The organism is Grimontia sp. SpTr1 (genome assembly GCF_947387585.1).
Taxonomy (GTDB): Bacteria; Pseudomonadota; Gammaproteobacteria; order Enterobacterales; family Vibrionaceae; genus Enterovibrio; species Enterovibrio indicus.
In genome coordinates, this window is sequence record NZ_CANDOD010000031.1 from 1 (window position 1) to 21,419 (window position 21,419).

Here is a 21,419-nt window from a genome sequence, read left to right on the forward strand (position 1 = left end):
AAGCGGGCGGCCATTTTACTGATTCGAAACAGCGCGTCAAGCGTTTATTTCAACTCAATTTTTGAGGCCTTCGCCGTGCCGATTTGAGTGGGCGTTTCCGCTGTGGGAGCCGCTCTCCGTGTCGGTGAGGCGGCATTATAGGGAGGTCTGAAATTCTGGCAAGGGCTTTTTTGAGGTTTTTTATGAAAAACGGTGCGTTCGATTACTTTTCGCCCAAAACAGCATTAAAGTGCATTAAAATGAACAAGAATTGCACTCTTTTACGCATCAAGATAGTCTGTTTTCAATCATCCTTATTTGGAATTCTCTATGTCTTCTGTACTTCGCAGCTATAAAGGTATCCTTCCAACAGTCGGTGAACGCGTTTACCTCGACCCTTCTTCTGTATTAGTTGGCGATATTACTCTTGGTGATGACGCAAGCATTTGGCCTTTGGTTGCTGCACGTGGTGACGTTAATCATATCCGTATCGGCCAGCGGTCTAACATTCAGGATGGCTCAGTACTTCATGTCACCCATAAGAATAAAGAAAATCCAGAAGGCTATCCGCTGATCATTGGTGATGACGTGACCGTCGGGCACAAGGTCATGCTGCATGGCTGCACCATTGGCAATAAAGTGCTGGTCGGCATGGGCGCAATTGTTCTCGATGGTGCAGTAATAGAAGATGAAGTGATGGTGGGTGCAGGCAGTTTGGTCCCACCAGGTAAACGCTTAGAGTCTGGTTTTCTCTATGTGGGCAGTCCGGTAAAACAAGCGCGCCCTTTGAAAGAAGCGGAACGCGCCTTTTTGCAGAAATCGTCTGATAACTATGTTGTCACGAAAAATGAGTACATCGCAGTGCTCGAAGGTTAACGCACCCAGATCTCACCAGACGCATTGAAGTCTTCCTCTTCAATAGCTTCTTCTGCTAACTCTTCCAGATCGAAGCGATTCCCAGCAAACGCTGCCAGAATCGCTTCTTCTGTATTCAAAGCTACTCGCTCTCTCTTTTCCAGATCAGCTATCGAGATAAAACAGGAAATCAAAGAGCCTGCTTGCTGCGCATCAAAGCGAACAGCGCATTTTTCAGTATCGACCTGTTGTAGGTCAGGGAAAAGGATGTTCTGGTTCACCTGTACTTCATCTATTCAGCAAGATTACGGCGAAGCTCTCTCAGCACCTGTCCGGTTCCCGGCCTGATACCACGCCAAATCGTAAAACTCTCCGCCGCTTGTCCCACCAGCATACCCAATCCGTCAATCACACGGGCGGCACCGTTATCCAGAGCCCACTGGTTACTGCTGGTCACGCCTGAACCATATACCATGTCGTAAACCACAGTTTGACTGCCAAACACAGTCGCTGAGATTTGCGGGTGTTCTCCTGAAAGGCTGGCAGATGTGGAATTCACCACCACATCAAACTCTCCTTCAAGCGATTCAAAGCTGGTTGCCGACACACTGCCGTTATCCGCAAAGAGTGATGCCAGCATCTCGGCTTTACTGGCAGTGCGGTTAGCTATTACCAATTGTGCGGGCTCGTGAGCCAGTAAGGGAAGAATCACTCCCCTCGCTGCGCCACCTGCACCAAGCAGTAAGATTTTAGCGCCTTCGAGTTGGACATGGTGACTCAGCAGATCCTGCACCAGACCTTCCCCGTCCGTGTTATCGCCGAGTATGCCGCCATCATCAAGCTTTTTCAGTGTGTTCACCGCCCCAGCGAGCTTAGCCCGCTCTGTCAGCATAGTGGCCAACTTAAACGCCTCTTCTTTAAAAGGCACAGTGACGTTACATCCTTTGCCGCCACTGTTAAAAAAGGCAGTTACCGCTTCCTCAAAACCACCGATTGGCGCTTCGAGCGTCTCATAATTCATTGCCTGCGCAGTCTGGCGCGCAAACAAGGTGTGTATAAAAGGGGACTTACTGTGTGAGATCGGGTTGCCGACAACGACATATTTATCCACGACTTTGTTTTCCTTGAATTACCATTCCCTTGGTTTCAAAAACTCTTTGTAGAGCTTCTCTTCAGCAGATCCCGGCTCAGGCTCGAATCCATACTCCCAGCGCACCAGTGGTGGCATAGACATCAGGATTGATTCTGTCCGTCCGCCGCTTTGCAGACCAAACAGAGTGCCACGATCGTAGACAAGATTAAACTCAACATAACGCCCACGGCGATAAAGTTGGAATTCACGCTCACGTTCACCGTAAGCGGCGTCTTTGCGTTTCTGCACGATCGGGAGGTAAGCATCGAGGTAACCCTCACCCACGGCTTTTATGTAATCGAAAGACCTGTCGAATCCCCACTGGTTCAAATCATCAAAGAAAAGACCGCCGACACCACGGGTTTCGTTACGGTGAGGCAGGAAGAAATAACGATCACACCAGGCTTTGTGCTCAGCATAAACATCAGCGCCAAAGGGTGCACAAATAGACTTCGCGGTTTGGTGCCAGTGGACACAATCTTCTTCTACCGGATAGAAAGGCGTGAGATCGAAACCTCCACCAAACCACCAAACCGGGGCTTCCCCTTCTTTTTCGGCAATGAAGAAGCGGACATTAGCGTGGGAAGTCGGAACATTCGGGTTTTTCGGATGCACCACCAAAGACACACCCATGGCTTCAAAGCCTCTGCCTGCCAGTTCAGGACGGTGCGCCGTCGCCGAGCCTGGCATTTTGTCCCCAAACACGTGGGAGAAGTTCACGCCAGCCTGCTCAAATACATTGCCATCGCGAAGCACCCGGCTTTTACCACCGCCGCCTGCAGGTCTTTCCCAGGCATCTTCCTCAAATGTCGCACCGCCGTCTTCTTTTTCCAGCGCCGCACATATCGTGTCCTGCAACGACAGCAAAAAGCGCTTAACCGCCTCTTTATCAACCTGCTGAGGAAGGTTCTGATTCTCCACGTGATTTCCTTGTACTTTTATTTAGCCCTGACGAAGCACCTTACCAGAACGCGCATCTCGGATCTCGGTAGGCTTGTCACGTCCGCCAATTTTTCCTTCTAAAACATTCGGCACACGGCTACCCAACTGCTCTACCACTTCCGCCACACTGCGACACGGTTCTTCACCGCTGAGGTTGGCACTGGTTGATGTGATGGGTTTGCCATAAGAAAGACACAGCTCGCGGACATCTGGATGATCGGAAACGCGCACAGCGACAGTATCAAACTGCCCAGTCACCCAGTTGGTGATCTTTTTGCCCGCCGGCATGACCCAGGTAACTGGGCCCGGCCAGGTAGCTAAAACCTCGGCTTTCACTGATTCACTCAGGCTATCGAAGTCAATGTATCCATCCAACTGGGAAAGCTCTGCCGCGATCAGAATAAGGCCTTTGGCCTTATCACGCTCTTTTACATCTAAAAGCGCCTGCACAGCGGCTGGGCTGTCCGGGTCACAGCCCACACCAAATACCCCTTCTGTGGGATACGCGATAACTTCCCCGCGCGCCAACGCTGCCACGCATTGCTCTAAATTCGCCAATGCTCTTCTCCTGCCTCTACCCGAAAAAATTCGGCTTACTATGACTAACTTTACCCGACGTTCTCAACACTTTTGTCACAAATCGAAACAGACTTTCTATCAGTCCCGTTTATATCAGGCATCCAAACAGCAGCAAACAGACTGACGCAAACGTTTTCCTTGCCGCTTTTTGCCGATATAATGCGCCCACTTTCCATGTTTCAGCGGTTAACGAGCATTTACAGGAGTTACTATGAAAGTCGGCATCATCATGGGTTCTAAGTCAGACTGGCCAACCATGAAAAACGCAGCAGATATGCTGGATCACTTCGGCGTTGCCTACGAAACCAAAGTGGTTTCCGCCCACCGCACTCCTGACCTGCTCGCAGATTATGCCAGCGAAGCTGCTTCACGTGGCCTGAAAGTGATTATTGCCGGCGCAGGTGGTGCTGCTCACCTACCTGGGATGACCGCTGCATTTACCAGCCTTCCTGTACTGGGTGTACCGGTTCAGTCAAAAGCACTGAAAGGGATGGATTCGCTACTGTCTATCGTTCAAATGCCAAAAGGTGTGGCAGTCGGTACGCTGGCGATTGGTGATGCGGGTGCCGCGAATGCCGGTCTACTTGCGGCACAAATTCTGGCCACTAATGATGCAGAGCTGATGGCGAAAGTCGACGCTTTCCGTCAGAACCAAACAGACACCGTTCTCGCTAACCCTGACCCATCGGTAGATTAATCATGAATGTGCTGGTTCTCGGTGCCGGACAGCTGGCACGTATGATGGCGCTGGCAGGCGCCCCCCTAAATCTTAAGATTAGCGCGTACGATGTGCGAAGCGGTAACCTTGTGCACCCGGTCACGCTGGAAGTGCTTGGGCAAGGTCTGGAAAACGGGATTGCCGATGCCGACGTGATTACTGCCGAGTTTGAACACATCGCGCCAGATGTACTGGAAGTCTGTCAGGCAAGCGGTAAATTTTACCCTGGTGAAACAGCCATCCTGACCGGTGGCGACCGCCGTCTGGAAAAAGCATTGCTGGATAAAGCAGGTGTAGCCAATGCCCGTTATCAGGTGATTGAATCGCGAGAAGATTATGACAAGGCAATCGCCAATATCGGCCTTCCACTCATCCTGAAAAGCGCCCTTGATGGCTATGACGGCAAAGGCCAGTGGCGCCTGAAGCCAGATTCAGACATTGAATCGGTGTGGCAGGATATCGATCAGTTCCTCAAAACCTCTCCGCAAGGCGCACGTCAGTGTGTGATTGCTGAAGAATTCGTGCCATTTGACCGCGAAGTGTCGTTAATCGGTGCGCGCAATGCCAAAGGCGATTTGGAAATTTACCCACTGACCGAGAACATCCATACCAACGGTATCTTGAGCGTGTCGGTGGCAGCTGGCGACAATGATGCAGTTCAGGCTCAGGCTGAAGCCATGTTTAAAGCGGTGGCAGACACACTGGATTATGTCGGCGTATTGGCGATTGAATTTTTTGATGTCGGCGGCAACCTGAAAGTGAACGAGATAGCGCCGCGCGTGCATAACTCCGGTCACTGGACACAGCAAGGTGCAGAGGTCTGTCAGTTTGAGAACCACCTTCGCGCAGTCTGTGGCTTACCGCTTGGCAGTGCCAAACGCATTCGTCCGACTGCGATGATCAACATCGTCGGTGAAGTGACTGTCCCAACGGATGTCATGGGACTGGCGCATGTGCATTGGTACGACAAAGCGCCGCGACCGGGCCGTAAGATTGGCCACATCAACCTGTGCGCAGACAATGCAAGGGCATTGAGTGAAGCACTTCAGGAGGTCGCCAACCACTTGGACGACGCTGAGTTTCCTGCCCTTCAAAGTGCCGCAGAAACATTAAGCTGAATGAATCAAGCCCAAAACGAGAAGAGCCGCTGCTAGCGGCTTTTCTTTTTTCTAATACCAAACACGTCGACTTTGGGTCATTGCCCCTGTTTGTGTTGACACTTTTTATCCGCACAGACTTTCACGATGCCCGCCGCCAGTTTTTTCTCCAGCAGAAGCGGATATCCGCAAACCTCACAGTTGCCCTTGATGGGTTTAAGATTCACGGCGAATTTGCATTTCGGGTAAGCGTCACAGGCATAGAAGGCTTTACCAAAACGCGATTTCTTCTCGTGCAGTTTTCCTTTGCGGCACTCAGGACAGCTGATGTCCATGGTTTCCGCTTCAGGTTCCTGATCGCGCTTTTCGATATGTTGGCATTCCGGATACGCCGAACAGCCGATAAACATACCGAAGCGCCCTTGGCGGAGCACCAACTCGTTGCCACATTCCGGGCACGGCATGCCAAGCTCTTTCACTATGTGTCCGTCATTGTGGTTCAGTGACTCGATGAAATCACAAGCCGGGTAGCCAGTACACGCTTTGAAAGGGCCGCGTTTACTGTGCTTGATAACAAGAGCGCTGCCACATTTAGGGCAGCGCTCTTCATTTTCCAGCGCATGTTCATGGGCGCTGAACAGGGAATCGTCAATTTTTCCAGCCAAAACAGACCAGCCTCAAATCAGTGAAGGTATTCATCTTCCGCTGTGCTGTAGAGTAACTCTTCCATTTGATCGTACGCGCGCTCGTTGCCGGGCACGTTAAACAGCACCATCAGGATCACCCATTTCAGATCTTCCAGCACAAATTCCTGCGTATCGAGTTCCATAACACGGTCAATCACCATTTCACGGGTTTCAGGGCTCAGTACGCTGATTTGCTCAAGGAAAGTCAGAAAACCTCGGCTCTCGGTATCCAGTCGATCCATCTCTTTCGGGGTATAGATACGAACAGAAGTGAGCGCGCCGCCAGTAAGGTATGGGGTTTTGTCGGCGTCTTGAAGTAGCGCCAGCTTTTCAAGCCAGTTCAGCGCTTTGTATATATCGTCTTGATGAAATCCAGCTCTGGAGAGTTCATCAGCCAGTTCGTCCTGATCCACCATCAACTCAACATCGCTGTGGATATAGGTTTCAAACAGGTACATTAAGATGTCCATCATGGCTATCCCCTCCTCGTTCTGACATAACCACCGGGTACCGCTGTTACCAGCCCCTGTAGCTCAAGTTCTAACAACTGCATCATGATTTCGTGAACGGGTTCATCGCAGATTTCTGCAAGCACATCGACACACCTTGCTTCATTTCCTACGTTAGCCAACAGTTCAGGAAATGGCAATTCTTCTTGCAAAACTTGGGCCTGAGCGACCTCCAACTGGTGGTTAATTGCACAGCCGGCCAATGCACCAACCTGCTCTAAAATCTCGTCTACCGACTCCACCAGAAAAGCGCCCTGCTTTATCAAGCCGTTACTGCCTTTCGCATGTGGGTTATGGATTGAACCCGGTAAAGCAAAGACATCCCGCCCTTGTTCAAGTGCTAATCTGGCGGTGATCAGCGAACCACTCTTCATTGCCGCTTCCACCACCAGCACCCCTGTAGATAGACCGCTGATAATGCGATTTCGTCTCGGGAAAAATGCAGGTTTTGGCGGCGACCAGGGCCAAAGCTCTGACACCAGTGCGCCATTCTCCCTGATATCGTCAGACAGTTGACGGTGTCTGGCAGGATAAATCTTCTCAAGCCCCGAGCCCAACACGGCAATGGTTTTCCCTTTGCCATCGAGTGCCCCGCGATGAGCACGGCCATCAATACCTAGCGCCAAACCGCTGGTCACGACGACATCGTGAGCGGCAAGCTCTTTGGCAAAAGCATGGGCCAGTGATAAGCCATCGTTGGATGCATGGCGGCTACCAACCATCGCAAGTTGCGGCAGTGACAGTATATGGGGATCGCCGTCGACGAATAAAAGAGGGGGAGCACCACTGATTTGCTTTAAGAGATAAGGATAACGGGAGTCGGTCAGCGAGATGATGTGCCTGCCCGGTGCTGATGCCCAGGTCAGGCATTTGTCGATAATGGAAAAGTCAGGTTGTCGCAGCGCCTGAATTTGAGCGGGCTTTAAGCCAAGTGCTGCTAGCTCGATGTCCTCCAGCGCGTCCAGCTTGTGCGGTGGGTACCGGCTGATGATCTTACTGACCGCCTGACTGCCGAGGCGGGGAACGGCGGCGAGCCTAAGCCACCACTCAAGCTCGCGATACATCTTATCCTTCCGCTGCGATAACCGGCATATCCGCTTTCAGTGGCTTATCGGCTTCCACCACCATGGCAAGACTGAAGAAAGGATAGCTGCGGATAACCAATAAAGTGCCTGCCGATGTTGATGGCAAGACTTTCACCACATCGCCGCCACCGTTGTCGATATCGCTGTCGTAGCGCATCTCACCCTTAGTGCCTTTCATTGCCACACCCGGCACCACCACCGAAAGGGTATGTCCTTCATTCAGGCCGTCCTGTTCGCCCAGATCGACCACTACGATTTGACGGTGTCCAACATAGTTGCTGCCGTAAAGGTGTCCGACCATTCTGCCCTCAACCCCCTCAGGCGCGGGTTTAGGGTGGAAAATCTCTCCGGTTTTCGCACCAAGCGCAGGCAATAGAATATCGTTAGGTTTGATTTCCTGATTTTGGTGGGTCAGCGTCATCTCAGCAATATCATCGAGTGAGCGCACCAGCTTGGCTTCCCCGACTTTCTTGAGGCTTATCATGCGAACCATCGCATCACCCTTTTCCCGCTGGAAATCCGTCACAGTGCGGTAAATAAACCACTCTTCTGTGTCTAAAGACTTATCAACAAAAAACGGCGTGCGTTTAGAGATATAACTCCATCCTTCCTGCGTGCCCAATACTCGCGGAGCGAGCAAATACTCACGCTCATGAATGAGGGTGTCATAGGTCAAGAACTGGCGCAGAACCGATGGCGAAGTGCTGTTGATAGGGGTTGAGTCGGCACGGTTAGCCCCTGCCGTATAAGAAAGCACAGGTTTGCCATCAAGCCAGCTCAGGCGAAGTTTGTCGCCCGGATAGATAAGATGAGGATTTTTGATTGCCGGATTGTGTTGCCAAAGCGTCGGCCAGTGCCAAGGTTTTTCAAGATACAGGCCCGCAATATCCCAAAGGGTATCGCCTTTTTTCACCGTATAGTTTTCAGGCGCATCAGCGCTCAAACGCACTTCTGACGCAGCTATCACGCCTGGCAGCCCCAGCGCCAGACAAAAAATGATAAGCTTTTTAAACATCCCTTGTCTCCAAAAGCGTACTTTCGATTTGGATGCTGTCATTTGAATAGCAAAATGTCTAGAATTAGCCCAATTACCGAAGCCGGATACGGCGCAGTTCAACATATTTAAGAGACGTTTATGAGTGTATTACAGGTTTTGACCTTCCCGGACGATCGCCTACGCACGGTGGCGAAACCGGTAGAGAGCGTCACACCAGAGATCCAGACCATTGTTGATGACATGCTGGAAACCATGTACGACGAAGAAGGCATTGGCCTTGCGGCGACTCAGGTGGACATCCACCAGCGCATCGTTGTGATTGATATTTCAGAAACCCGCGACGAGCCGATGGTGCTGATCAACCCGGAAATCATCGAGAAGCGCGGTGAAGACGGCATCGAAGAAGGCTGCTTGTCTGTTCCCGGCGCACGCGCGCTGGTGTCCCGCGCATCAGAAGTGACGGTTAAAGCACTGGATCGTGACGGCAACGAATACCAATTCGAAGCGGATGACCTTCTGGCTATCTGTGTTCAGCACGAGCTGGACCACCTTGAAGGCAAACTGTTTGTCGATTACCTGTCGCCCCTGAAGCAACAGCGCATCAAACAGAAACTGGAAAAAATCAAACGCGCCAACCAAAAAGCCAGCTGAGGTTTCCTTGAGCGACTCATTGAAAATCGTATTTGCCGGTACGCCGGATTTCGCCGCCCGTCACCTGGCGGCGTTGTTGTCTTCGCACCATGAGGTGGTAGCGGTTTATACCCAGCCTGACCGTCCGGCGGGCCGTGGTAAGAAATTGACTGCCAGCCCAGTCAAGCTGCTCGCGCAGGAACACAACATTCCTGTTTACCAGCCAGCCAGCCTGAAAGCCGAAGACGCCCAGCAAGAATTAGCTGCCATTGATGCGGACATCATGGTCGTAGTGGCTTATGGCCTGCTGCTACCTAAAGTGGTGCTGGACACACCTCGCCTCGGCTGTATCAATGTTCACGGCTCTATCCTGCCACGCTGGCGTGGCGCTGCACCTATCCAACGCTCAATCTGGGCGGGCGATGCAGAGACAGGCGTCACCATCATGCAGATGGATGAGGGTCTGGATACCGGCGATATGCTGAAAATCGCAACCCTGAACATCGACGCCAAAGAAACCAGTGCCACGCTTTATGAAAGACTGGCAGGAATGGGTCCTGAAGCCTTGGTGGAATGTCTGGGTGATATCGCTTCTGGCAAAGCCGTTGCTGAAAAGCAGGACGATGAGCTTGCCAACTACGCGAAAAAGCTTAGCAAAGAAGAAGCGCAAATCGACTGGACCATGAGCGCCGACGCGATTGAACGTTGCATCCGCGCCTTTAACCCATGGCCTATGAGTCACTTCTCTGTGGCGGACAACAACATCAAAGTCTGGGATGCCGAGGTCGAAGCAAAAGACAGCGGCAAAGCGCCGGGCACCATTTTGTCTGCCGACAAGAAAGGTATCCGAGTGGCAACCGGAGAAGGCGTGTTGCGCCTGACATCCATCCAGCCACCGGGCAAAAAAGCCATGAGCGCGGCAGACATTCTGAACTCCCGCCGCGACTGGTTTGAACCTGGCACCCAACTGTAATTGAGAAGGCCAGCTTGCTGGCCTTTTTTAGTGGCTCGCATTCACGTGAGCAAACACTGAGGTATATTCATGAACGTTAGAGCTGTCGCTGCACAGGTTATTTATCAGGTTGTCGACCAAGGACAATCCCTGTCAGCCGCCCTGCCGCCTGCCCAACAAAAAGTCGCCCCGCGCGATGGCGCCCTGCTGCAGGAGATCTGCTACGGCGTGCTGCGTTGGTTGCCGCGTCTCGAATCCATCACTCAATCTCTGATGGACAAGCCACTTAAAGGCAAGCAACGCGTTTTCCATCATTTGATTTTGGTCGGCCTTTACCAGCTCAGTTATATGCGTATTCCAGCCCACGCGGCGGTTGCTGAAACCGTGAATGCCACCAAGGTACTGAAAAAGCCTCAACTCCGCGGCCTTATCAATGCCGTGCTACGTAATTACCAACGCAATCAGGGAGCTTTAGATACAGCCGCTATCGCGCATGACGCGGGTAAGTACGGTCACCCTGGCTGGTTGTTGAAACTGCTACAAAAAGCCTACCCAAGTGATTGGGAGCAGGTGGTTGAAGCCAACCATGAAAAGGCGCCAATGTGGCTGCGTGTTAACCACACCCATCACACCCGCGATGCTTACAAAGCCCTTTTGGATGAAGCAGGCATTGAGACCGCAATCCATCCTGAAGCGGAAGATGCACTGAAACTGGCGACACCTTGTGATGTCACCGCCCTTCCTGGCTTTTCAGAAGGCTGGGTCTCTGTGCAAGACGCTGCTGCGCAGCTGTCGGTCGATTACCTTAAACCTCAGGCTGGCGAACTCATCCTTGATTGCTGTGCTGCGCCGGGTGGAAAAACTTGCCACATCCTAGAGCACGAGCCAACGGCAAAGGTTGTTGCAATGGATGTGGACGCCACCCGTCTTACCCGCGTGGAAGAAAACCTCAAACGTCTGAAGCTCGACGCGCAGGTGATTTGTGGTGACGCCCGCACTCCGGGTGAGTGGTGGCAGGGTGAGCAGTTTGATCGTATTCTGCTCGATGCACCTTGTTCAGCTACCGGTGTTATTCGCCGCCACCCGGATATCAAGTGGCTTCGCCGCGCCGACGATATCGATCAGTTAGTGTCGCTGCAGTCTGAAATTCTTGATGCAATGTGGGCGCAGCTGAAATCTGGTGGTACGCTGGTTTATGCGACGTGCTCGGTCACCCCGCAAGAAAACGCTGAACAGGTGAAAGCTTTCCTCACCCGCGCGTCAGATGCGACATTGGAAACCGGCTCACCTGAGCAACCAGGCCGACAAATTCTGCCCGGTCAGGAAAACATGGATGGGTTCTATTACGCCGTCCTCAAAAAAGCGTAATGGAGTCAGCGCGGGCAGCAACCACTGCCCGCGATAACAATAAAAAATTGAACCGAGGTTCACGCAGACGTTATGAAAATCATCATCTTGGGGGCTGGACAAGTCGGTGGCACACTGGCTGAAAATCTGGTGGGCGAAAACAACGACATCACCATCGTCGATAAAGACCCCGAGCGACTCAGGGAATTGCAAGACAAATACGATCTCCGCGTCATCCAAGGCTACGCCAGCCACCCTTCCACTTTACTGGAAGCCGGCGCACAGGATGCTGACATGCTGGTTGCGGTCACCAACTCCGACGAAACCAACATGATTGCCTGTCAGGTTGCCTTCACTCTGTATAACACGCCGAACCGTGTTGCCCGTATCCGAAGCCCGGAATACCTCGCCACCAAAGACCAACTGTTCCAGACCGATGCTTGCCCGGTTGAATATCTGATTGCCCCAGAAGAGTTGGTGACCCAGTACATCCAGCGTCTGATTGAATACCCTGGTGCGCTGCAGGTGGTGAACTTTGCTGATAACAGAGTCGGTCTGGTTGCCGTAAAAGCCTACTATGGTGGCCCGTTGGTAGGTAACGCACTATCTGCCCTTCGCGAGCACATGCCGCATGTTGATACCCGCGTGGCGGCGATTTTCCGTCGTGACCGCCCTATTCGCCCGCAAGGCACGACCATTATCGAAGCAGACGATGAAGTCTTCTTCGTGGCAGCAAGTAACCACATCCGCTCGGTGATGAGTGAGCTTCAGCGCCTTGAAAAGCCTTACAAGCGCATCATGATTGTGGGTGGTGGTAACATCGGTGCAGGTCTCGCACGAAGCCTTGAGCGCTCTTACAGCGTGAAGCTGATTGAACGTAACCCAAGACGCGCTGAGCAGCTTTCGGAAATTCTCGAGAACACCATCGTCTTCTGTGGTGATGCCGCGGATCAAGAGCTTCTGAGCGAAGAGCATATCGACCAGATTGACGTGTTCATTGCGGTCACCAACGAAGATGAATCCAACATCATGTCAGCCATGCTGGCCAAGCGCCTTGGCGCCAAAAAGGTGATGGTATTGATTCAACGCGGTGCTTACGTGGACTTGGTGCAGGGCGGTGCGATTGATGTGGCGATATCGCCGCAGCAAGCCACCATTTCAGCGCTGCTGACCCACGTGCGTAAAGCCGACATCGTAAACGTGTCGTCGCTACGCCGCGGCGCAGCAGAAGCGATTGAAGCCATCGCTCACGGAGATTCCAACACGTCGAAAGTGGTGGGACGTGCTATTGGCGACATCAAACTGCCACCGGGTACCACCATTGGTGCGATCGTAAGGGAAGAGGAAGTCCTGATCGCCCACGATAAAACCGTTATTCAGCAGGACGATCACGTGGTGATGTTCTTGGTGGATAAGAAGTATATTCCGGATGTGGAAAGGCTGTTCCAGCCAAGTCCATTCTTCCTCTAAAGACAAAACGCATCACAGTGTATGGTTAACTTCAAACCGGTACTGTTCGTCATAGGGCTGGTCTTATCCAAGATCGCCCTATTTATGTATGTACCCACCCTTACTGCCTTTTTCACCGGTACCGCCGGTTTTCTCGACTTCGGCCTTTCGGTCATCATCACCCATGTGGCTGCGTTTGCCTGTCTGACGCTTGGTAAAACCGAGGATTTCCGTCTCAACGCCCGCGACATGTTTGTTATCACCACCATGGTGTGGCTGATTGCCAGTGCTTTCGCCGCCTTGCCCTTTGTCTTCATCAACCACATCAGCTTTACTGACGCTTACTTTGAGACCATGTCCGGTATCACTACCACCGGCTCTACGGTACTGAGCGGTCTTGATAATATGGCACCGTCGATTCTGCTTTGGCGCTCCATCTTGCAATGGCTCGGCGGTGTCGGATTCATCGTGATGGGCGTGGCCATTCTGCCGTTTCTGAATGTCGGTGGTATGCGCCTGTTCCAGACCGAGTCTTCCGACTGGTCGGCGAAATCCAGTCCGCGTACCAAAAACGTCGCCATCAGTATCATGAAGGTGTATGTCTCGCTGTCGGCGCTTTGTTTTGTCGCCTACTGGCTGACGGGCATGACGGCATTTGAAGCAGTGAACCACGCCATGACGACGTTATCGACGGGTGGCTATTCCACCTCAGATAGCTCAATGAACCATTTCAGCCATGCTGCACATTGGGTCGCCACCTTGTTTATGTTCGCCGGTGGCCTGCCATTTCTTCTGATGATTAACGCACTGCGCCGACGGGAGCCGAGCATGTTGGTGAACGATGCGCAGGTTCGAGGGTTTACTTACCTAGTGCTGGCAACGGCGCTGATGGTGGCAATCTGGCTGATATTGACCAAAGACTATGGAGCGGTGGACGCAGTGAGAGTTTCGCTGTTTAACATTGTCTCCGTGGTAACAACCACCGGCTTTGGACTGGATGACTTTACGGCGTGGGGACCTTTCGCGTCGGTGATTTTTGCTTTTATGCTGATCGCTGGTGGCTGCTCTGGTTCAACCTCAGGCGGCGCAAAAATATTCCGTTTCCAAATTGCGTTCGCCTTGCTGAAAAAACAAATCCAGCAACTGGTGCACCCTTCGGGCGTTTTCATCCAGCGCTATAATGGCCGCCCGGTCAACGAAGACATCGTGCGCTCTGTGGTGGCATTCGCCATTACCTACATTATGACCATACTGGTGGTTGCGATGGTGCTGGCCGCTACCGGGCTTGATGGCATCACCAGCCTGACAGGAGCGATGACAGCAGTGGCAAATGTAGGGCCAGGCATGGGTACCATGATTGGGCCAACAGGAAATTTTGCCGGATTATCTGATACTGCCAAATGGGTGCTCAGCATCGGCATGTTGATGGGACGGTTGGAAATTCTGACTGTACTGGTTTTACTGTTTCCGGTTTTCTGGCGCGACTAAGCGCGCCAGCTCACTCATACGGGCTGCACGTACCAGTAAATAGCGAGGAAGTGCAGCACCGTGCCGCCCAGCACAAACAGGTGCCAGATAGCATGGTTGTAAGGAATGCTTTGCTTCACGTAGAAAATCACGCCCAGCGAATACACTAAGCCGCCCAAGCCTAACAATACCATGCCGGCTGTCGGCATCACCTGCGCCAGTTGATAAACCACTACCAGAGACAACCAACCCATTGCCAGATAGGTCGCCAGTGACAACGATTTAAACCGATAAACAAAGGCAATTTTCAGGACCACCCCGACCAGTGCTATACCCCAAATCAATGCCATTACCCAGTTTGCCAGCGGCGTTCTAAGACTTATCAGCATAAAAGGCGTGTAGGTGCCCGCGATGAGCAGATAGATGGCGCAGTGGTCGAACGTTTTGAGTGCGCGCTTCGCACCGGCAAAGGGAATCGCATGGTAGAGCGTAGATGCCAGATAAAGCAGGATGATACTGGCGCCATACACACTGTAGCTGGCAATACTGAGCGCGTCGGCATGCTCACCGACGGCTTTCACGAGCAGCATGACTAAAGCCACGATGCCAAAAATCACACCCAGGCCATGGCTGACGCTGCTGGCAATTTCTTCTTTCACCGAATATTGAGACGCAGAAGCCGCTGTTGTCATGCGACAGTCTCCTTAATTGCTAACGCATTTGAGAGGTCCAGCGGCGAGTATGACACATTTAAGCGTACACGTGTAAGCTTAAATTATTGTGAGATTTGCTCTAGCAACGTTTTAACCTCAGCAGCGACTTCCTCAGCGCTTCCTGTGACGGTTAGCTCACGGGAAAGCTTGTTGGCTCCGACAAATCGCCCTACTGCCGCCCCAATACCTTCACCCTGTCGTCCAAAGGTCATCACAAGGTGAAGGGCGTCTTCAGATTTTGTCGCCACAAGCGCCAGATCCCTGAAGACAGATTGGTAAGGTTCCAAAACAGCCGCCCACTCGAACTGCTGTTCAAATGGCATAGGTTGTCGCTCGACTTCCTCGTTTTTCACTTTTTCAATGCGGAAACCTGCGTTCTCAAACGCCGAGAACGCAGCATCTAGCTGAGTATCCGGCTTCACGGTCAATTCAGTTTTCGATGACGTATCTTTGCCCATCGGAATATCGAGGTTCACTTCAAGCCAAACTTTGCCGTCACCCATCGACAAAGGCGCATTCAGTGGAAGGCCCATGGTTGATTCAAAGCGCTGAGATTTACCCGGCTCAGTAGTAAACGCATCCGGGAGAGACCACTTTGCCAAAACGTGGGTTTTACGACGACGTTGTTTCTTTCTGCCTTGTTCGCCTTGGGTTCTGAGCTCTTCCCATCCCATGTAGTCGCAGCAAACTGACAGTTCAACCGCGTCCACCTGTTGGGCAACATCGCCGCCAGTGACGGTCACCAACACCTTGCTTTGCTCACCCTGCATCAAGGTTGTGGAGTCCAGTTCAACGCTGACTTCTGCGCTGCCAAACCCCACTTTCGCCAACGTTTTTTTCAACCATCCCATGTTTTTCAGTCCTCATTTTCTTGCGCTTATAGGCAGCCTACCGATTTTAGACAGAAAACAAATACCCTGGTGTCACAGCAACGCGTCAAATTCAGTCTAAGATTAATAGACTGGTAATCGATGGCGTTCTTGCCTCGTGAAATAACGGAGAATAAGCCAGCCATGTCAAAAGAGATTTTTGCGCTAAGTTCTGGATATTTGAAGAAAGTTGTTCCCCTTCTAATGAAGTACCAGGTTCCCGCGACGCCACCGAATTACGCCCTTTGGTATACCTATGTGGCAAATGCTGATGCGGAGCTCGCCAAGAGAATCGACGAGTCGATCAAAGAGACAGGAACGCTGAGTCCAACGCTCTGCGAAGAGCTCTACAGCAACCATGTCGCGGATGAAAAGGTCAAAGATGTTGATGAATTCCAGCGCGGGCTTCAAGCCTTGGCATTGGAGATGGGCAACACCATGGAAGACACGTTGAAAGACACCGCGACCTTCCAAAACACCTTGGACAAAACCTTCTCGCAACTCGCCCGCGTCGGAGAGGAAACCCTGTCGATGGAAGAAACCGTCGCCATGGTCAGGAAAGCGGTGAAAGGCTCCAACGAGTTGCGTCAATCCACGAATTTCTTCAAAAACCAGCTGGCAGAGGCGCAAAAAGAGATTTCAAGACTCAAAGAAACGCTCCAGCAGGCCAACGAAGATGCACTGCACGATGCACTCACCAGTTTGTATAACCGACGTGCCTTTGATACCGAATTAGACTCGCTGGCTGCCTCACCGCCACCAAAAGGCTTCTGTTTGTTGCTGTGCGATTTGGACCACTTCAAAAGCTTCAACGACACCTACGGTCACTTGATGGGCGATCAGGTATTGAAGCTGACTGCCAAGCGGTTGTCCGACTATTGTCGTGACGGAATCAATGCTTACCGTTATGGCGGGGAAGAGTTTGCCCTGCTGGTGCCTAACCGTGCACTCAGTGGCGGGTGCAGGGTGGCTGAGACGATACGCGCTACCATCGACAAGCTAGCGATCAAGGACAAGAAAACCGGCAAGAAGCTCGATAACATCTCTGTCTCGATAGGTGTAGCGGAATATGAAAAGGGCGAAAGTATCCGTAACCTCATCAGCCGTGCCGACGCCCAATTATATGAGGCTAAAAATTTGGGTAGAAACCGTGTCATGCCCGTGACATAAGGGCGAGACACTCACTGTAAAGGCGGGTTTACTCCGCCTTTTTTTCTGCGCGAATTATTTTTATCACTGCTGCTTTTTTCGGCAATTTTTTCCTGTTATTATCCGCTCGATTTCGCACTTCGCGAACCCCAGAGTGAACACGCAGTAAGGCTAGCAGCCATTGGAATTCCTGACGTCACTCTGTAAGAGAACCCCGTCATGGATGCGCAACCAATGAGAACCTTAAATGCGCCCTGTTACTGTTCGACCTGTACGTGTTACCCGCACTCCATCACGCATGCGTGCACATTTTTTTGCGCCAGCATTCAAAAGCAAAACCAACACGAATCTGAATGGCACTCCAGACCTGACTCTGGTGCGTCCAACACCTGTCGTGGTTGAAATGCCAGAAGGTGAAGCGGCTTAATTGACCCTTGCTGTGATTGGTCTGCACGTCTGAATCTGATACTGTAAGCAGATAAGTCACATAAAAAGTAAGGCCAAAATTCGGCCAGTTGGAGTCTTCAAAAATGAAATGTCATCGCGTTAATGAACTTATCGAACTGCTTCATCCTGAGTGGCAGAAAGAGCCTGAGCTGAACCTGCTTCAAATGATCAGTAAATTGGCAGAAGAAGCCGGGTACGAAGGGAAGCTGGAAGATCTAACCGATGACGTGCTGATTTATCATCTGAAAATGCGTAACAGCCAAAAAGATGAAATGATCCCAGGCTTGGCAAAAGACTGTGAAAACGACTTCAAAACCGCTATTTTGCGTGCGCGTGGCATTATCAGCTAAGAGTGCGCAATAAACCGGACATAAAAGCGAAGCTACAGGCTTCGCTTTTTTATATTCAAAACAAAAGGCTGTTACACATCAACAGTGTGATTGTCCGGTTAATTTCCCACCACACGCACAGAATTCCTCTTTCCTCCTCAGATATAATCTGACGTCTATCATTTATGTTAGTGATAGATAACTATCAAAGTGTTGAGTGTTAATCGATGAAAGACACTGACAACGTATCAGTGTCAGCAATGTTCGGGAAATCCCGATTGACCCAAGGAATGCAGGTGTCATGAGCAAGGATAAAATTGACGTCAAAGACGTTACCCCAAAAGAGTACAACCCTAAAACCCATAAAACGAGTGGCGATCGTTTCAACCCAGGTAACCGCATCTACGTGCGGGCAATGACTGGGGTATTCCAGAAGCTTCGCCAGAAAATGGGCTGGTTCTTTATGCTGTTGTTCGTGCTGACGCCATGGATCCCATATGGCGACCGCCAGGCGATCCTGATTGATATCGGCAAACAACAATTCAACTTCTTCGGCACCACCCTTTGGCCTCAGGATCTGACCCTGCTTGCCACCCTGTTTATGATCGCCGCCTTTGGTCTTTTCTTTATCACCACCTTTTTAGGGCGGGTCTGGTGTGGGTATCTCTGCCCGCAAACAGTCTGGACGTTTATCTACATCTGGTTCGAGGAAAAGCTCGAAGGTACGGCCAACAAACGAAAGAAGCAGGACTCACTGCCTATCACGAAAGAATTATTCCTTCGAAAAACGGCTAAACATATCTGCTGGTTTGCCGTCGCGCTCCTCACCGGTCTCACATTTGTTGGCTATTTCGTGCCGGTCAAAGAACTCTTCATCGATTTCTTCACCTTCAACAGCAGCTTCTGGGTCGCCTTCTGGGTGCTGTTTTTCAGTGTCTGTACTTACGGAAACGCTGGCTGGATGCGCTCTATCATGTGTATTCACATGTGTCCTTATGCACGCTTCCAGTCCGCTATGTTCGATAAAGACACCTTCATCGTGGGCTACGACACCCAGCGCGGTGAAAAGCGCGGTCCACGTTCGCGCAAAGTCGATCCGAAAGAGAAAGGGTTGGGCGATTGCATCGACTGTAACCTGTGTGTTCAGGTGTGTCCGACAGGTATCGATATCCGTGATGGCCTGCAATATGAGTGCATCAACTGTGGTGCCTGTATTGATGCCTGTGACGAGACCATGAGCAAAATGAACTACGCCAAAGGCCTCATCAGCTACACCACCGAGCACAAACTCGAAGGCCATAAAGTCGATATCGTCAGACCTAAGCTGATTGGCTATGGGATTGTGATGGTGGCTATGCTGGGGCTGTTTGTGATGCTTTTTTCCGCGGTGCAACCAATGGGATTGGACGTTATCCGTGACCGCACACAGCTGTTCAAAACCAACAGTGATGGCCTGATTGAAAATACCTACACCCTGAAAATTCTCAACAAGACCCAATCACCGGAAACCTATTCACTCTCCGTGAAAGGGCTGGATGGTGTGGAATGGTACGGCAAGCAGGAAGTGACCCTGACCGCCGGAGAGATCTTTACCCTGCCAATCAGCCTGGGGGTTGACCCTTATGAGCTGAGCGCGCCAGTGGCCAATATCACCTTCGTGTTGGAGCGCCAATCGGGGGACGATAAGAAAATCATCGAAACAGAAAGCCGCTTTATCAGTAAGATGTAGCGCACTTTCCCGAAAAAACGGACGCCACCTGAGTGTCCGTTTTTTATCTTCGGCGGCAAACTCTGCTACCATCACAACCCACACACCTTAACCTAGCCAACCCTATGAGCGACGCCCAATTTAGCTATGAACATCTCACGCCAGACACCTTGCTCAATGCATTGGAGTCGGTTGGCATTCGCCCGGATTCAGGCCTTCTAGCATTGAACAGCTACGAAAACCGGGTCTATCAGTTTCAGGATGAAGAACGCCGTCGATTGGTGACCAAGTTTTACCGTCCACAGCGCTGGAGCAGAGAGCAAATCCTCGAAGAGCACGCTTTTGCCGATGATCTCGAGCAGGCTGAAATTCCAGTCGCCGCACCAATGAAAATTGATGGGGAAACCTTGTTTAACTTCGAAGGCTACCAGTTTGCGGTTTTCCCAAGTGTCGGCGGCCGAACGTTCGAAGTGGACAATTGGGACCAGCTTGAAATGGTGGGCCGCTTTTTAGGTCGTATTCACAAAGTCGGCGCCAGTAAACCCTTTGTGCACCGCCCGACTATTGGTCTGGATGAATACCTCTTCGCGCCGCGAAAAGCACTGGAAGATTCAAGCTTCATCCCAATGCATCTCGAAAATGCCTTCTTTGCTGATCTTGACCGCCTGATCAGCGTATTAAAGGAGCGTTGGAACCCCAATGTGAACACCCTGCGTTTGCACGGTGACTGCCACCCAAGCAACATTCTCTGGCGTGATGGCCCTATGTTTGTGGACTTGGATGATGCCAGGAATGGCCCGGCCATTCAGGATATCTGGATGCTGCTCAACGGTGACCGACACGATCAGCTCGCACAGCTTGATACGATTTCCGAGGCATATTCAGAATTTCACGATTTTCCCACCAATGAGTTGCAACTTATTGAACCATTACGCGGTCTGAGAATGGTGCATTACATGGCATGGCTGGCAAAACGCTGGGAAGATCCGGCATTTCCGCGTGCATTCCCATGGTTTGCTGAGGCAAAATACTGGGAAAATCAGGTACTCGCCTTTAAAGAACAATTGGCCGCCCTTGAAGAACCACCACTAACACTGGCTCCTCAATGGTAAGCAGCCACGAATAACACTCAGGGAGAAAAGACGTTATGTTGAAAAAAATGTTGGCTGTAGCTGCAGCGGCAATGCTGGCCTTTTCGGCGCAGGCAGCGCGCTTCAACGCAGGGGAAGACTATCAGGTACTCGACCTGCCAAAGAGCGACACACCGAGTGTGGTTGAGTTTTTCTCGTTCTACTGCCCACACTGCTTTAAAAGCGAACCGCTGATGCAGGAGCTGAAAAAGAACATTCCGGACAATGCCAACTTCACCAAGAACCATGTGTCCTTTATGGGCGGCAACATGGGCAAAGCACTGAGCAAAGCCTATGCGACGGCTGTGATGCTGGATGTGGAAGACAAGATGGTGCCGGTGATTTTCAACCGTATCCACCTGATGCAAAAGCCACCACGCAATGAAGAAGAGCTTCGTCAGATGTTTATCGATGAAGGCGTAGACGCAGACAAGTTTGACGGTACCTTCAACAGCTTCGCTGCAAATGGCATGGCAAACCGTTTCGATAAAGCCTTCCAGGATTCGGGCCTTCGTGGCGTGCCAGCACTGATTGTGAACGGCAAATACCACGTGACACCAAAAACCGTGAAGACCAAAGAAGATTACTTCGCGCTGGTTAACTTCCTGCTGACCCAGTAAGAGAACCTAGCAACATGAAAAAAGGGCCAT

The 21,419-nt window shown here is 51.5% G+C and carries 24 protein-coding genes; 14 read left to right on the forward strand and 10 right to left on the reverse strand.

Annotation, left to right across the window (positions count from 1 at the left end; genetic code table 11):
- The first annotated feature begins 309 nt into the window (after positions 1-309).
- Positions 310-855: a gamma carbonic anhydrase family protein gene (locus QL223_RS24890; RefSeq protein ID WP_281546279.1), complete on the forward strand. Its 546-nt coding sequence runs from the start codon at positions 310-312 to the stop codon at positions 853-855.
- On the opposite strand, the gene QL223_RS24895 is transcribed toward QL223_RS24890, so the two are convergent.
- The 4 genes from QL223_RS24895 to QL223_RS24910 are packed head-to-tail and all read right to left on the reverse strand — an operon-like array spanning position 852 to position 3,466.
- Positions 852-1,115 carry a DUF1488 domain-containing protein gene (locus QL223_RS24895; protein WP_281546280.1) on the reverse strand — a complete coding sequence of 88 codons (264 nt, stop codon included), beginning with the start codon at positions 1,113-1,115 and terminating at the stop codon, positions 852-854. The genes QL223_RS24890 and QL223_RS24895 overlap by 4 nt on opposite strands.
- 11 nt (positions 1,116-1,126) lie before the next feature.
- Positions 1,127-1,945, reverse strand: coding sequence for a shikimate dehydrogenase (gene aroE / locus QL223_RS24900; protein ID WP_165018130.1), 819 nt, complete (start codon positions 1,943-1,945; stop codon positions 1,127-1,129).
- Positions 1,946-1,963: 18 nt separating this feature from the next.
- Positions 1,964-2,887 carry an oxygen-dependent coproporphyrinogen oxidase gene (hemF, locus tag QL223_RS24905; RefSeq protein WP_281546281.1) on the reverse strand — a complete coding sequence of 308 codons (924 nt, stop codon included), beginning with the start codon at positions 2,885-2,887 and terminating at the stop codon, positions 1,964-1,966.
- A 21-nt stretch (positions 2,888-2,908) separates the two neighbouring features.
- Positions 2,909-3,466, reverse strand: coding sequence for a Sua5/YciO/YrdC/YwlC family protein (locus tag QL223_RS24910; RefSeq protein WP_281546282.1), 558 nt, complete (start codon positions 3,464-3,466; stop codon positions 2,909-2,911).
- 232 nt (positions 3,467-3,698) lie between these two features.
- Between QL223_RS24910 and purE the strand changes: the two genes are divergently transcribed.
- The gene (gene purE / locus QL223_RS24915; RefSeq protein WP_281546283.1) at positions 3,699-4,184 is read left to right on the forward strand and encodes a 5-(carboxyamino)imidazole ribonucleotide mutase; all 486 of its coding nucleotides are present in this window, start codon (positions 3,699-3,701) and stop codon (positions 4,182-4,184) included.
- Positions 4,185-4,186: 2 nt separating this feature from the next.
- On the forward strand, positions 4,187-5,323 hold the full coding sequence (locus QL223_RS24920; protein WP_281546284.1) for a 5-(carboxyamino)imidazole ribonucleotide synthase: 1,137 nt from the start codon (positions 4,187-4,189) through the stop codon (positions 5,321-5,323).
- Positions 5,324-5,400: 77 nt separating this feature from the next.
- Here QL223_RS24920 and QL223_RS24925 read toward each other — a convergent pair whose 3' ends face one another.
- Genes QL223_RS24925 through QL223_RS24940 form a run of 4 tightly spaced genes read right to left on the reverse strand, consistent with a single transcriptional unit; the run spans position 5,401 to position 8,597 of the window.
- Positions 5,401-5,967, reverse strand: coding sequence for a type I DNA topoisomerase (locus QL223_RS24925; protein WP_046302763.1), 567 nt, complete (start codon positions 5,965-5,967; stop codon positions 5,401-5,403).
- Between the two features lie 17 nt (positions 5,968-5,984).
- Positions 5,985-6,461, reverse strand: a complete 477-nt coding sequence (locus QL223_RS24930) for a DUF494 family protein (RefSeq protein ID WP_046302764.1) — start codon at positions 6,459-6,461, stop codon at positions 5,985-5,987.
- 2 nt (positions 6,462-6,463) lie between these two features.
- Entirely contained in the window at positions 6,464-7,561 is a 1,098-nt protein-coding gene (gene dprA / locus QL223_RS24935; protein WP_281546285.1) for a DNA-processing protein DprA, read from the reverse strand.
- Position 7,562: 1 nt separating this feature from the next.
- Positions 7,563-8,597, reverse strand: coding sequence for a LysM peptidoglycan-binding domain-containing protein (locus tag QL223_RS24940; protein ID WP_281546286.1), 1,035 nt, complete (start codon positions 8,595-8,597; stop codon positions 7,563-7,565).
- A 120-nt stretch (positions 8,598-8,717) separates the two neighbouring features.
- Here QL223_RS24940 and def point away from each other — a divergent pair, with 120 nt between their 5' ends.
- The 5 genes from def (at position 8,718) to QL223_RS24965 (ending at position 14,445) form a co-directional block, all read left to right on the forward strand.
- Entirely contained in the window at positions 8,718-9,230 is a 513-nt protein-coding gene (gene def, locus QL223_RS24945) for a peptide deformylase (protein WP_002540849.1), read from the forward strand.
- A gap of 7 nt (positions 9,231-9,237) precedes the next feature.
- On the forward strand, positions 9,238-10,182 hold the full coding sequence (gene fmt, locus QL223_RS24950; RefSeq protein ID WP_281546287.1) for a methionyl-tRNA formyltransferase: 945 nt from the start codon (positions 9,238-9,240) through the stop codon (positions 10,180-10,182).
- Between the two features lie 69 nt (positions 10,183-10,251).
- Positions 10,252-11,529, forward strand: a complete 1,278-nt coding sequence (gene rsmB, locus QL223_RS24955) for a 16S rRNA (cytosine(967)-C(5))-methyltransferase RsmB (RefSeq protein WP_281546288.1) — start codon at positions 10,252-10,254, stop codon at positions 11,527-11,529.
- Between the two features lie 72 nt (positions 11,530-11,601).
- On the forward strand, positions 11,602-12,978 hold the full coding sequence (gene trkA / locus QL223_RS24960) for a Trk system potassium transporter TrkA (RefSeq protein ID WP_002540846.1): 1,377 nt from the start codon (positions 11,602-11,604) through the stop codon (positions 12,976-12,978).
- A gap of 21 nt (positions 12,979-12,999) precedes the next feature.
- Positions 13,000-14,445, forward strand: a complete 1,446-nt coding sequence (locus tag QL223_RS24965) for a TrkH family potassium uptake protein (protein ID WP_281546289.1) — start codon at positions 13,000-13,002, stop codon at positions 14,443-14,445.
- A gap of 14 nt (positions 14,446-14,459) precedes the next feature.
- On the opposite strand, the gene QL223_RS24970 is transcribed toward QL223_RS24965, so the two are convergent.
- Together QL223_RS24970 and QL223_RS24975 are read right to left on the reverse strand one after the other, a co-directional pair.
- Positions 14,460-15,116, reverse strand: a complete 657-nt coding sequence (locus QL223_RS24970) for a hemolysin III family protein (RefSeq protein ID WP_281546290.1) — start codon at positions 15,114-15,116, stop codon at positions 14,460-14,462.
- A gap of 83 nt (positions 15,117-15,199) precedes the next feature.
- Positions 15,200-15,988 carry a sporulation protein gene (locus QL223_RS24975; RefSeq protein WP_281546291.1) on the reverse strand — a complete coding sequence of 263 codons (789 nt, stop codon included), beginning with the start codon at positions 15,986-15,988 and terminating at the stop codon, positions 15,200-15,202.
- A gap of 162 nt (positions 15,989-16,150) precedes the next feature.
- Here QL223_RS24975 and QL223_RS24980 point away from each other — a divergent pair, with 162 nt between their 5' ends.
- The 6 genes from QL223_RS24980 to QL223_RS25005 all read left to right on the forward strand — a co-directional run bounded on the left by QL223_RS24980 (position 16,151) and on the right by QL223_RS25005 (position 21,389).
- Complete coding sequence (locus tag QL223_RS24980) at positions 16,151-17,176, forward strand: GGDEF domain-containing protein (protein WP_281546292.1); 1,026 nt, start codon at positions 16,151-16,153, stop codon at positions 17,174-17,176.
- A gap of 226 nt (positions 17,177-17,402) precedes the next feature.
- Positions 17,403-17,582 (forward strand): hypothetical protein, encoded by a 180-nt coding sequence (locus QL223_RS24985; RefSeq protein WP_002540839.1) that lies wholly within the window; start codon positions 17,403-17,405, stop codon positions 17,580-17,582.
- A 103-nt stretch (positions 17,583-17,685) separates the two neighbouring features.
- The gene (locus QL223_RS24990) at positions 17,686-17,952 is read left to right on the forward strand and encodes a YihD family protein (protein WP_002540838.1); all 267 of its coding nucleotides are present in this window, start codon (positions 17,686-17,688) and stop codon (positions 17,950-17,952) included.
- Positions 17,953-18,232: 280 nt separating this feature from the next.
- Positions 18,233-19,660, forward strand: coding sequence for a cytochrome c oxidase accessory protein CcoG (gene ccoG / locus QL223_RS24995; protein ID WP_281546293.1), 1,428 nt, complete (start codon positions 18,233-18,235; stop codon positions 19,658-19,660).
- Between the two features lie 104 nt (positions 19,661-19,764).
- The gene (locus QL223_RS25000; protein WP_281546294.1) at positions 19,765-20,751 is read left to right on the forward strand and encodes a serine/threonine protein kinase; all 987 of its coding nucleotides are present in this window, start codon (positions 19,765-19,767) and stop codon (positions 20,749-20,751) included.
- A 35-nt stretch (positions 20,752-20,786) separates the two neighbouring features.
- Positions 20,787-21,389, forward strand: coding sequence for a thiol:disulfide interchange protein DsbA/DsbL (locus tag QL223_RS25005; protein ID WP_281546295.1), 603 nt, complete (start codon positions 20,787-20,789; stop codon positions 21,387-21,389).
- The last annotated feature ends 30 nt before the right edge of the window (positions 21,390-21,419 follow it).